Annotated in this window: 14 protein-coding genes; 4 read left to right on the top strand and 10 right to left on the bottom strand. The window is 48.4% G+C overall.

Going from position 1 to position 12,174, the window contains the following annotated elements:
• Window positions 1-16: 16 nt before the first annotated feature.
• Window positions 17-1,114, bottom strand: a complete 1,098-nt coding sequence (locus A3IK_RS0115615; RefSeq protein WP_020560921.1) for an RNA-guided endonuclease InsQ/TnpB family protein — start codon at window positions 1,112-1,114, stop codon at window positions 17-19.
• Window positions 1,115-1,295: 181 nt separating this feature from the next.
• On the opposite strand from A3IK_RS0115615, the gene A3IK_RS0115610 reads away from it, so the two are divergent.
• From A3IK_RS0115610 to A3IK_RS19755, 3 genes are all read left to right on the top strand, one after another.
• Window positions 1,296-2,153, top strand: coding sequence for a DMT family transporter (locus A3IK_RS0115610; protein WP_020560920.1), 858 nt, complete (start codon window positions 1,296-1,298; stop codon window positions 2,151-2,153).
• A gap of 191 nt (window positions 2,154-2,344) precedes the next feature.
• A complete protein-coding gene (locus tag A3IK_RS0115605; protein ID WP_020560919.1) occupies window positions 2,345-2,977 on the top strand; it encodes an NUDIX hydrolase in 633 nt (210 codons plus the stop codon).
• A gap of 2 nt (window positions 2,978-2,979) precedes the next feature.
• Window positions 2,980-3,756, top strand: coding sequence for a nucleotidyltransferase domain-containing protein (locus A3IK_RS19755; protein ID WP_020560918.1), 777 nt, complete (start codon window positions 2,980-2,982; stop codon window positions 3,754-3,756).
• Window positions 3,757-3,768: 12 nt separating this feature from the next.
• Here the strand turns inward: A3IK_RS19755 and A3IK_RS0115595 are convergent, their stop codons facing one another.
• From A3IK_RS0115595 to A3IK_RS0115580, 4 genes are read right to left on the bottom strand one after another with little or no spacing between them, the layout of a single operon-like run.
• Window positions 3,769-4,590, bottom strand: coding sequence for an SDR family NAD(P)-dependent oxidoreductase (locus tag A3IK_RS0115595; protein ID WP_020560917.1), 822 nt, complete (start codon window positions 4,588-4,590; stop codon window positions 3,769-3,771).
• 5 nt (window positions 4,591-4,595) lie between these two features.
• Window positions 4,596-5,564 carry an LLM class oxidoreductase gene (locus A3IK_RS0115590; protein WP_051081578.1) on the bottom strand — a complete coding sequence of 323 codons (969 nt, stop codon included), beginning with the start codon at window positions 5,562-5,564 and terminating at the stop codon, window positions 4,596-4,598.
• Window positions 5,565-5,566: 2 nt separating this feature from the next.
• Entirely contained in the window at window positions 5,567-5,869 is a 303-nt protein-coding gene (locus A3IK_RS0115585; protein ID WP_020560915.1) for a DUF1330 domain-containing protein, read from the bottom strand.
• A 48-nt stretch (window positions 5,870-5,917) separates the two neighbouring features.
• Window positions 5,918-6,901 (bottom strand): zinc-dependent alcohol dehydrogenase family protein, encoded by a 984-nt coding sequence (locus tag A3IK_RS0115580; RefSeq protein ID WP_020560914.1) that lies wholly within the window; start codon window positions 6,899-6,901, stop codon window positions 5,918-5,920.
• 109 nt (window positions 6,902-7,010) lie between these two features.
• On the opposite strand from A3IK_RS0115580, the gene A3IK_RS0115575 reads away from it, so the two are divergent.
• Window positions 7,011-7,922, top strand: a complete 912-nt coding sequence (locus A3IK_RS0115575; protein ID WP_020560913.1) for a LysR family transcriptional regulator — start codon at window positions 7,011-7,013, stop codon at window positions 7,920-7,922.
• Window positions 7,923-7,961: 39 nt separating this feature from the next.
• Here A3IK_RS0115575 and A3IK_RS0115570 read toward each other — a convergent pair whose 3' ends face one another.
• The 5 genes from A3IK_RS0115570 to A3IK_RS0115550 form a co-directional block, all read right to left on the bottom strand.
• Window positions 7,962-8,768 (bottom strand): polysaccharide deacetylase family protein, encoded by an 807-nt coding sequence (locus tag A3IK_RS0115570; RefSeq protein WP_020560912.1) that lies wholly within the window; start codon window positions 8,766-8,768, stop codon window positions 7,962-7,964.
• 91 nt (window positions 8,769-8,859) lie between these two features.
• A complete protein-coding gene (locus A3IK_RS0115565) occupies window positions 8,860-10,095 on the bottom strand; it encodes an FAD-dependent oxidoreductase (RefSeq protein ID WP_020560911.1) in 1,236 nt (411 codons plus the stop codon).
• 168 nt (window positions 10,096-10,263) lie between these two features.
• On the bottom strand, window positions 10,264-10,695 hold the full coding sequence (locus tag A3IK_RS0115560; protein ID WP_026221017.1) for a DUF4279 domain-containing protein: 432 nt from the start codon (window positions 10,693-10,695) through the stop codon (window positions 10,264-10,266).
• A gap of 38 nt (window positions 10,696-10,733) precedes the next feature.
• Complete coding sequence (locus tag A3IK_RS0115555) at window positions 10,734-11,261, bottom strand: endonuclease V (RefSeq protein ID WP_020560909.1); 528 nt, start codon at window positions 11,259-11,261, stop codon at window positions 10,734-10,736.
• Window positions 11,262-11,267: 6 nt separating this feature from the next.
• Window positions 11,268-12,116: a MurR/RpiR family transcriptional regulator gene (locus tag A3IK_RS0115550; RefSeq protein WP_020560908.1), complete on the bottom strand. Its 849-nt coding sequence runs from the start codon at window positions 12,114-12,116 to the stop codon at window positions 11,268-11,270.
• Between the last annotated feature and the right edge of the window lie 58 nt (window positions 12,117-12,174).

Below are 12,174 nucleotides of genomic sequence, written 5' to 3'. Positions count from 1 at the left end.
TGACATCCTCCCCGACCTAAAGGACGGGGATTCCTACAGCTAGACGCTCATGTCCGAGCGCAAGAATGTTCTTAGCCGCATTGACATCTCTATCATGCACAGCTCCACACTCGGAGCAAGACCATTCTCTTATTCGCAAACCCGCTCTACCTTTCGGACTATTAGGGCTGATACAGCCGCAACACGAACAAGTCTGGGTAGTGTACTGTTCATTGACCTCGATAAACACACCTGACCGCGCACTCGCTTTATATTTCAGTTGTGTCTTGAGCATAAACCAACCCGCATCTAAAACACTCTTTGCCATGTTAGTTTTAGCGAGGCCGGAACTACTCACATTGCCAATGATGATTAAGCCGTTTGCTTTCACGACCTTGTTTGAAAATTGATGGATAGCCTCTAAGCGCCTATTTTTAATCTGGGCGTGAAGCGCTTTTACTCGTTTCTTTTGCTTAGCGCGTTGAGCTTTGCCTAGTTTAGGTTCTAGCTCTCGATAGAAATCACCGCGCTCTAGCTTATCCCCATTGCTACAGGTAGCGGTGTCTTTTAGACCTAGATCGATGCCGACTTCGCCCGTAGCAGTCGATTCAATGCAAGGCATCTCCACGACAATATTGAAATACCAGCGGCCTCGTGCCTCTTGGGAGAAAGAGCCTGAACGAAACTCGTATTGAGCTAGGTTATAACTATCCCATACCTTGAAGAAATGACCCGCATAGCGTACTTGCCCACTCTTCCAAACCGCAGCACCTTTTTTAAAGGGTATCCAACCTAAGGAGCGTTTAGAACCACTCGAGACTCTCCAACGCAGTTTGCTTTTCTTGAATTGCTTACGGGCTTTTTCGTGAACCGCAATGGTTTCTTGAATCGTCGAGGAGTGAATCATAAAGCCTCGTTCGGCTTTCATGCCTTTGAGTTGGCTTTGTAGATCATACGCACTGAGATAAAGTGAGTGAAAACCAAACTCCGGAATGAAAAAATGTGAATAATAGGCGGTTTCTTCATTGGCAGCATTCCACACCTGATTCACCTCATAGGCCATGCGTTCAAGGATCGGTTTGTGCTTATCCTTGATGCGAACTTTGAGGGTTTTGAGGTGGGTGGCTGATTTCATGATGTTGATTATACTACAAAAGGTGCTAACTGCTCTTACTGTAGTACTACCTTTCATCGGCTGTCGCCGATCGCCTGATATCCCCTAGCTGAAGCAAGGGGCTTTACGGCTGGTTCGGTAATAACGTTTAATACTGAGTTTTTTACCGCCCCCTGCTCAAATGATGAAATCCTCCCCATTAATGGGTTACTGGTTAACCTTATTAGGTGTTTTAGCCCTCTCGCCCGATACCCTATTTATTCGTCTAGCGGGCAGTGATCCTTGGCAAATTAGTGCGTGGCGTGGTTTTTTAAGCGGTTTTATCTTAATCGGTTATTGTTATGCAATAGGGGGACGACAGGTCATTCGAGCGCTGAAAGCCGCAGGTAGCTCTGTGATTCTAGGGCTTATCTTCGTCACGGTTTTTTCAGCCTTTGGCTTTATTTACGCTATTACCCATGCCAATGTCACCGATGTATTAGTGATAGTTGCCTTTGCGCCTCTCATCAGTGCCCTACTCTCTGCTCTGTTCTTACACGAGCAAGTTCTATTACGTACTTGGATTGCTACGGCAGTCTGTGGGATAGGTTTAGCTATTTTACTCAGTCAGCCGAGTAGTGCTGAGCATTGGGATGGTTGGCTAGCGGCTTTTATTTCTGCACTAGGGTTAGCAGCTCAATTTGTTTATATGCGTAGTCGCCCACAAACTGATCTCACCATTGTAGTGGGTTTTGGTAATATTATCAGTGGCTGCATTGCCATCGGGTTAGCTAGCAGCTTAGTCTTACAAAGTACTATCCAGCTCTTGGGGATTTTGGGCACCTCGCTTGCCATACCGATCTCATTTATCTTATTCGCTATGGCTCTACGCCATATTAGTGCGGCTGAAACCTCCTTAATTATGCTCATTGAGTCGATTTTAGGCTCCTTTTGGGTCTGGCTGTTTTTAGGGGAATTACCCTCGCTGAGTACATTACTGGGCGGGATATTAGTGCTAGGTACTCTCACGATTTATGGTGTTCTGATTTTACGGGACTTGCCTAAGGCTCCGGCACATTAGGTGGGGATAATAAAATTTCAACCGATACAGACTCTATTCAGCTTCATACTTAAATCATGGGGTTTATTTATCCATGATGAGGGTGCAGCACAGGTTTTAATCCTCCTAAAAAAGTCTTGAGAAAACTTGAGCTACTAATTCGAGGGTGACTGCACTAGTATGACTATACTTTCACTAGCTATGAGGAGCCTATGTCAGTTTGGAATCAACTTAGCCCTGATATGATTGCCCGTTGTTTACTCAAGGCGGGCACTATTACCTCGGACCTTCCCCCCGAACATTTGCAACATTTACAGCATCGTGAAGCGGGCGTATTGCTGCCTTTAGTCCGCGCTCAACAGGCCTGGCATATTTTAATGATTCGCCGTACTGCCTCCGAACACGATTATCACAGTGGTCAAGTGGCCTTCCCCGGAGGAAAAAAAGAACCTAGTGATACCTCAATCACCGCAACGGCACTGCGCGAAACCTATGAAGAAATCGGTCTGCCTCCACAAGAGGTATCTATCCTAGGTCAACTCCCCTCGCATTACAGCATATCGGCCTATCGCATTACACCCACGATTGGGGTTGCGGCTTGGCCCTATGATCTGGTACTCGCACCGGATGAAGTAGCACGCGCTTTTACTATACCCTTGGCATGGCTGGCGCAACCGGAGCATTATGAACTCCGTCACCGTACCCTACCCTCTGGTCATACGGTGCCGGTTGCTTATTTTAATACCTATGATAATGAGCTGCTGTGGGGGGCTACCGCCAAGATGGTGCTATCGTTTATTCAAGTGCTAAAAGATAATTGCCCCTTATTGAGTAATGAGCATTAAGTATGAAACTGATAGCAGACTCTATCCACACCGAAGTGCTTGCTCAGCTCAATAGGTTAGCTCAGGAGCAGGGGGTAACGATTATTAGCGCGATTGAAAGTGGTAGCCGTGCGTGGGGCTTTCCTTCGCCGGATAGTGATTATGATGTGCGTTTTATCTATGCTCATGCGCCAGAGTGGTATATACAGCTCGCCCCTGAGCGCGATGTGATTGAGTTACCTGTTAATGCTGTGCTGGATATTAGTGGCTGGGATGTACGTAAGGCAATGCAGCTAGCTAATCAGGGGAATAGCGTGATTCAGGAATGGCTGATTTCCCCACTGGTTTACCAAGAAGACACCGCGCGGGTATTGGCATTGCGTCAGCTAGTAGCGAGTACCTTTAGCGCTAAAGCGACCTTTCACCATTATCGTGCGATGGCAACAGGCATGATTACGGCACTCGATGAGCCTACTATCAAGCTCAAGCGATTTTTTTATATTAGCCGCGCGACCTTAAGTGCTTTATGGGTGCTGCAACATCATACGATGCCCACTATTGTCTTTCCTGAGCTACTCGCTGCACTGACGGATAAGGCTGTGATGTTGCAAACCTTCCAACACTTAATTGCTGAGAAAGCAATTAAAGAGGAGGCTGAAAAAACCAGTATCGATCCACTATGTTTAACGTTTATTAGAGATGCTTATCAAACGATTCTGGCACTTGATATAAACAGCCTCCCTGCTCCTCGGCATAGTTTGGATAATACGGCACTTAGGCAATATTTAGCGCCATTGTAAGGAAACTAGCGTTTAACCTTTTTGCTCCCTCACCGTAGACAGTACGGTTTCAATAGCCTCTACCACTGCCTGAGCCTTGCGGTCATCTTGCACATCAGCATGCCCCGATGCAAACCGACCTGCATCATTATCAAAATAAAGGCCATTGGCCTGAGAAAAGGCTTCTGATAAGGCTGCCTGTACCAGAATGTCGGCTCCGATACGCACATCATTACCCGCCATGCCGAAGCCTTCGCGCACCATCCGGGTGCCCAGCAGCGAGCCAGGGTTGACCGCCACCACCAGCGGGCCATGACCCTGCTGCGCCAGTCCCAGCAGCCGTGACCATTGGGTCAGCGCTAGCTTGCTTTGGGCATAGGCAGCAAAATCATCCGTGAGTTTTACCCTACCAGTCAACGCCTGCAAATTGACGGGGGACTGAGCAGCAGAGGAGAGAGTCACCACTCGTGCATCCCCCCCTAGCAATGGCAATAGCTCTTGGGTAAGTAGATACGGAGCCAGTGTATTCACCACAAAACGCACATCTAGACCACTTGGAGTGAGCGCTTCTGCCACTTTGAATACCCCAGCATTGTTGATCAATACATCGAGATGTGTATGCTCGGCGTGGATATGCTCTGCCAACGTCAAAACAGCATTTAGATCCGACAGATCAGCTACATAAGCAGTAATCGAGCCTGCACCTGATAGCGCATGAAGATTAGCCTGCACCTGTGCTAACTTGTCCGAATTACGCCCGTGCAGCAGCACATGATGCCCCTGCTCAATCAGTATCCGAGCTGTTTCAAACCCAATGCCATCGGTGGCTCCAGTGATTAGAATGGTTTTCTGCATATTTATTACCTCGTAATGGCTCCGCTTGTGGCTGTAAAACTGGGTAGAACATCATCTGCCAACCGTTGCAGGGTGGTTTCAATGTCTGCCTGATTAAAGCGTAGGTTGAGAGCGACATGATTCACCCCGATTTCCTCCAGCGCCTTCAGATAGGCTATTAACTGACGTATCCCACTGCGAAAACCTAGATGAATTGGTTGCGCCAGAGCATCTGGGTCATCAACTAGATCCACATACAACGACTGGGTCACGGGCTTGTCTAGCAATCCGGCGGCCTGAATACGTTCACGCCACCCCTGAATGATCTGTGCTTGAGTGGCGACATTACGTGGATAGGTGATCCAACCATCACCATGGCGGGCAATCCAGTCAGGACTCTGCTGACTGCCGCCAGTAATCAACAGCGGCAACCGCCCGGAGACTGGCTTGGGCAACATGTCCATCTCACCACTGGGTTGACCATAAATATTATTAAAAGCCAGTGTCGGCTCTGCCATCTGGCGCATATAGTCATAGGCTGCCCGAAAACGCTCACCCCGATTTTCAAATGGTAGATTAAGCGCGGGGTATTCATCTGGACGGTCGCCGGAAGCAATGCCCAGCAGTAATCGCCCCCCTGAGAGCACATCCACACTGGCGGCGGCCTTGGCAATATGAGCTGGATGGCGTAATGGCAGCACCACACTAGCCACACCCAGCGCAATATGTTGCGTCTGCCCCGCCAACAATCCCAAATAGACAAATGGGTCGAACAACTGCCCAGCATCCCCAAACGAGGGGACATTAAAGGGTACATCACGCAACCACAATGCCGCAAATCCAAGCTGTTCTGCTAGTTGCGCCCGCTCTAAGTGGCGCTGCATGGTGGGAGTTGGGTTGGCAGAATAAGACTCCAGCGGCACCACCAATCCGAGGCTCAAGTACCCCGAACGGAAGGTGCGATTAAACCCCTGATTAAGTATTGGAAATGGCATAATTACGCAAGGTCATCCTTGCCATCAATCAGAAAATGGTGACTGACCGACCCTGCCGTGCGTGCCCGCAGGTGCGTGGCATACTCAGGATCACTCATGAAAGCCAGCGCCGCCGCTTTGGAAGGCCATTCAAGAATGATACGCAGTGTTGCTAAATCCCCCTCACCTTCAATACGCTCATGGTTGGCGGTACGCGCCAAGTATTTACCACCATGTTTAGCTACCAAGGCATTGGCAACTGGCAAATAGCCCGGAATCCAGTCCTCAGCCGTTGGTGTCACCGCCAGTACAGAATAATAAGTCATTCGGATCATCTCCATTCATCAATAAAAAACAGCCCTTTTCAGAGCCCATCAAAGCTCAATCACGACCTTACCAATCGCCTGACCACTGGCAAGACGAGCATGGGCGGCAGCAGCATCTGCCAAGGTATAATGCTGATCCAGCAATGGCTTCAGCCCGCCTGCCTCAACGATTGCGGTCAGTTCGGTCAGAATACGCCCGTGTACCTCACGCCCTCGGTTGTGAATCATTGGAATCAACATGAATACCACATGCAGGGATAATCCCTTGAAATGGGCTGCGGACAAATCCAGCTCCACCATGGAAACCGTTGAGGCTACCTGCCCATTCAAGGCAGCAGCGGCAAACGAATTCAGCATATTGGCTCCGCCCACCGAATCAAATACCACATCAAAACCCTGACCATCGGTGCAGCGATCCACATAATCAGCTACCGTCTCGGTCTTATAATTGATAGCCTGCGCTCCCATACCCTCAATCAGCGCCAACTGCTTCTCTCCACCACCGGTAGCATACACATCGGCACCGAAATGACAGGCGAGTTGCAGAGCCACATGACCGACACCCCCAGTACCGCCGTGTACCAGTACACGCTGCCCACGGGTGATACCGGCACGCTGCAACCCCTCATAGGCGGTAATGCCCACTAAGGGCAGCGCAGCGGCTTCTCGCATGGAAAGGTTTCGGGGTTTACGAGCCAGCAGGCGGGCATCGGCAGGCATGTATTCCGCTAGCGCGCCTGGCAGATCGCCCAGACCACCAGCACAACCGTAAACCTGATCCCCCACGGAAAAGTCAGTTACACCCTCACCTAGTGCTACCACCGTACCGGCTACATCCATACCTAATACTGCCGGTAACTCAGGGGCAATGGGTAATGCCTTACCCATTTCACGAATCATTAGATCAACCGTATTGACACTGCTCGCTGCCACCCGAATCAACACCTGACCGGAACCAACCTCTGGCATAGGCAGCTCGGCAGGCTCGAATACTTCGGGAGCGCCAAACTGGCGAATAATCATGGCTTTCATGAAAAAATATCTCATCTACAAAATCAGGTGGGCATTGTATTCTTTCATTGTTTTTTTGATAATTACCCGAAATGAAGAATCAGTTTTCAGCTTTTATTGAAAATCGCTCATGAATCAGGATCAAATGCAAATTGAACATCTACGCCTATTTGTGCGGCTGGCAAGTACCCTCAACATCAGTCTAGCCGGGCAGGAACTAGGACTGTCACCTGCGGTAGCCAGCAGTTACCTTAATCGACTGGAAACGGGCCTAGGTGTACGCCTACTACATCGCACCACCCGCAAGGTCACTCTCACGCCCGAAGGCAGTGCCTTTTTGCCCTATGCCGAAGATGTGCTCGCCAGTGTGGATGCCGCCTGTACAGCGGTCGGAATCGGGAATACCCTACCCAGAGGCCTGCTGCGGGTAACGGCACCAGCCTCGTTCGGACGCATGCACCTCATGCCTGCTCTAAAGGATTTCTGGTCGCATTATCCAGATTTGATACTGGACATGCGTTTTTCCGACACCATTGTCGACCTAGTCGAAGGCGGATTTGATGTCGCCATTCGTAATAGCGAACTGAAAGACTCCAACTTGATTGCCCGCAAACTCGCTTCCGATCAACGTATTGTGTGTGCCTCACCGGATTATTTGAAACATTATGGAGTGCCAAAATCACCACAGGCGCTCACTGAGCATCAGTGCATCAATCTCATTGGTCTGGATCAGTGGATATTCTCCACCCCTGATGGCTCCGTGAACATCAAAACTCATGGGCGGTTTCGTACGGATAATGGTGAAATCATGCGTGATGCTTGTGTGGATGGGTTAGGGATTGCCATCAACTCCACCTGGAGCGTGTACCAACAGCTCACGCGTGGGGAATTAGTTCAAATATTAGCCAATTACCCACTAGCCGATGATGCAGCACTATGGGCAGTCTACCCCAGCTCACACCAACTCGCCCCCAAGGTCAGAGTATTTATAGATTATCTGATAGGGTATTTCGGTGAAGTGCCATATTGGGATCAGTGCTAAAAACAAGCGGGTAATTCGAGACCTACCCGCTGATACATTTTAATGCTCAAAAAAACTCAAAGGCTTAAAATCCACCACACAGCGCATGCTCGGAACCCAGTCCTGTAAATGCGTCGTGGTAAATAACCGCCCTTCATGTAATTGCTCCTCTACCCCATCATGAAATAACACAATCCCACCTTGTTTACGTTTGCAGACTTCGCTTAGCACATTAGCTAAAATCTTATCCCCGCGTTGATTGTCCTTATTCCAGTCAAAGGCCGAAAAAGCCCATGCGATATGTCTAAAACCTAGTGCTTGTAAATCTTTTAATATCTCTGGGCGCTCGGCACGATTAAACCAACCATCCCCATACGGTAAACGAAACAAGGGTATTTTCGTGGTAAAATACGGACTTAATACTTGGCGCGAGCGCTTAAAATCGGCACGGCGGGCGGCGGCATCCACTTGTGAGTAATGCAAATGAGCATAGGAATGTGAGCCTATCATATGCCCTGCTTGTTTAATTTGACGCAAAATTTTGCGCCGCTGCTTACACTCTGTCATGCGCTGAATACAGACATTGCTATCGTGTTGCTCCGCTTGGCAACGTTTGGCAATCTCTGGGCAATCCACCTTACGGGCAATCGCAAAAAAGGTCGCTGGAATCTTTTCTTTTTTCAGTACCTTAAGCACATCTGTGGTCTGCTGAGCGGGGCCATCATCAAAACTTAAATGTAATGGATACTTAGTGCTAGCATCACACTGAAAACGCTCCCGAACGGCTGCACAATCGACGGCCTGTGCCGCCCCCGTCCATATGACTAGACCTAAGGTGAATAATGCGGTTATTAGTTGCTGCTTCATCAAATCAGTTACCCCTACCATTAAAATAATTATCTAAACTAAGCGTTTCCAGCGAGTTACGGTAAAATGCTTGCTCAATAACAGTATATCCTCATTTGGCCTTAAATAGCGTGGTATCGACATGTTCACGTCCAAAACCATAGCCAATAATGCGAGCAGGTATGTTTCTAAACCAACGAAAACGGGCTAACCAACGCAATACTAGAGGAACGGAAGGCTCCTTACCCTTAGCACGCAGTACCGCAGAAATCACGCGATTTTGCGCGATCACCTGTAAGGACTGCATACGTTTAACACCTGCCTCACGTTTGTTTTGTACCTCGGTTAGGGTCGTTTCATCTAGTATGTGTCTGGCTTGTAAGGCTCGCCCAATCACATTAGCGGCGGCTACAGCATCTTGAATCGCCATATTAATCCCCACCCCGCCAATCGGTGACATAGCATGAGCCGCATCGCCAATTAATAAAGCCCCCGGTACATGCCAACGCTGCAAGCGATCTACCGTGACAACCAGCGTTTTCACCTCATCCCACGAGCGAATCAAAGCACTGCGCTCCTGTAGATAGGGGACTAATGCCACCACTTGTTGTTGGAAATCGGTAATCGGTTGAGTACGTAACTGCGCGTCACTGCCTTTCGGTACTAGATAGGCAATCTGCCAATAATCACCACGATTAATCATCACCATCATGTGACCCGCACCGAGCCTCCCCTCTAAGCCACTAGGATCAGTCTCCTTACGCGGCAAGCGGAACCACAGCACATCCATCGGTGCGCCAAGATTAGTCACAGGTAATTTAAGCACCTTGCGAATAGTGGAGCTTCTGCCATCACACGCCACCACCAAATCCGCACGAATCTCCAGCGCCCCCTCCGGTGTGGTAGCTAGAACGCCTTTTACTTGCTCGGATTCAGAAATAATATCGGTGGCTTCGCATTGCATGATCAAGCGAAAACTAGGCAATGCCTTAGCTTCAGAGGCCATGAAATTGAGAAAATCCCACTGTGCGATTAAACAGATATAATCAAAGGGCTTTACCCCCTGAAAATCCCCTAGCTTTAGCGATTCACCGCCAAAATTAATACACATTTCTTGTAGATGTTGCTGCGGTAAAGCATCAAAACGCTGCTTGATCCCACAGTCTCGCAATAGCTCTAGGGTCGAGCCATGCACGGTATCCCCCCGAAAATCCCGCAGAAAGTCGGCATGCTTTTCTAGCACGGTGACTTCAACCCCCATACGTGCCAGCAAATAGCCCAAGACTAACCCCGCAGGCCCGCCCCCTACGACACAGACGGTGGTTTGAAGACTTGTTTTTTCTGTCATTACCCTATTCCTTATTCATTCTTGCTTACACCGTATTTATTATTTATCACTACTATTGAATACGGCTTTCCCTAGTCCGCTTCTAGCCTATAGGGTTACAATCGATTTGTTAAGCTGCACGGTAGAGTATAGCGGGGTTTTTACTCTATCTCTGTGGTAAAAGTGTGGTTAGCTATCGGTTTCATCCTCTGGATCAGGAGCATAAATATCCAATCCTAGCTCAATACCCCGCTCACCAAGGGCTTTCATCGATTTGGCAGAAATTGATAATCCCTCATTACTTTCTACCATGAATAAGCCACAAAATAGATCCATATGGTATCTAGTTGAGAGCTGCTCCCATACACTAAGATCGGGGGTAAGTTTACTCAGCACTTCATCTATTTGTTGATCGAGATCTGCGGGCAGGCTCTCTGTTGCTTTTAAGCGCCACATTCCTATTTTGACTGTACGAACTTGTCTAGTAACTTTGCCAACAATGACCTCTCCTTTGACCTGTTGCGTAGTGGGTATATGCCCTAATAGAGCCGTTATTTCATTGGGGTCGAGATCATCTCCAGCAATTCTCAAACTCGCTAATGAACGAGCTAACCCTGCCATAATCAATACCTCACTTTTATATTTACCTACTACGATTTTCAACTAATCCGATGCTCTATAGACTGTGAGCTATTTCCTCGTGCCAAACTATCCACCGCCTTCAGCATAGTCGGTATCCGATAGCTACCATGCATACTTGCTATTTTGTTTGCGGCTTCTTCTTTGCTCATACCCAGAGCTGTTATAAATAGTGGTCGCGCACTGCCTCCACGAAATACTTCTATTGCATGAGTCGCCGCTTTAAAACGATTTTTAGCTACTCCAATAATGATTGGCGCATAGGGTAAATGCTCCAATAATCTAGCCCCTAACCCCGGCTGCCCAGACTCAGACAAATCACAATACCCATCAATAATTAATATCTCTGGCGGCTGTGGCAGTTGGGACAATAACTCTAATAATGGTGGTAATTCACGCTTATAGAAATTGCCGGGTTCATACTCGGCAATATCATTTAAAGCAATCTTATTTTCATAACTAGGTATGGCACTATCCCAATTTTCAAAAACCAGCACCGCTGCATAGGCACTGGTTTCGTTATAGTGAACGTCAAAACACGCAATCATCCTTGGCTACTCCGACAAATCCAGCTCCTCATTAATGGCCTCCAGTGTGGCAATCCGCCGACTCACGGCCTCTGCATTTTGCCCTAAATAGGCCAAAGCGATGAGCCGTAGCATGGATAGCATGGTCGCATGGGTGGGCAAAATATCGTAATTAGCCACATGACACGACAGCACATGATCAGAAAAGCGTTGCGCCTGTGGAGCATAACGGTGATCGGTAATCGTAATAATCCGCATCCGTGTCGTGCGGGCATAGGCTAACAACACTGACAATAGCCTCGGTCGTGGGCTAAAGCTCAGCAGAATCAGCACATCACGCGGGCCGGTCATGGATAGCTCGGAAGCCCAGTCTTCTCCGGTAGCCTCAATCTGATGCACCCCATGACGTAGGCGCGTAAATAGAGAGCGCCCCAAACGTGCAATACCATACTCATCGCCAAAACCTAAAAACCATATACGCGGTGCAGACTTTAGGGTACGGGCAATTTCAGGCAGTAAATCTGAGCGTATCTCCTCAAAGGTTCGAGACAGATTGCGCAACTCCAGCTCTAGATGCTCGCTCAAAGTATGACTTAAACTACCTACCCCCTTGACTGGCTCAGATTGCACATAAGGCTCACGCCGGTTACGCTCTTCACGCGCCTGTAAGCGAACTTCATCGAAATCCGTATAGCCGAGTGTGCGAAAAAAACGTGCCGTTGTTGCTTTCGATACCCCTGCTAGCGCTGCTAATTCAGTGGCGGTGTGTGTTTCAATAAGCGTTTGATTTTCAAAAAAAATATTAGCAAGCTTTTTTTCACTAGAAGTTAGCCGTGCAAATCGCTCCTGAATACGTAGGATCAATCTTGAAGCCATGCCTAATAAATTCCTCTTGACTTATGAAACTGTAGTTTCATAATCATGAAACGATGAA

This window comes from Thiofilum flexile DSM 14609, assembly GCF_000380185.1.
GTDB classification, from domain to species: Bacteria; Pseudomonadota; Gammaproteobacteria; order Thiotrichales; family Thiotrichaceae; genus Thiofilum; species Thiofilum flexile.
Note: the sequence above shows the minus strand (reverse complement) of the source record. Positions and strands in the feature narration are given on the sequence as shown.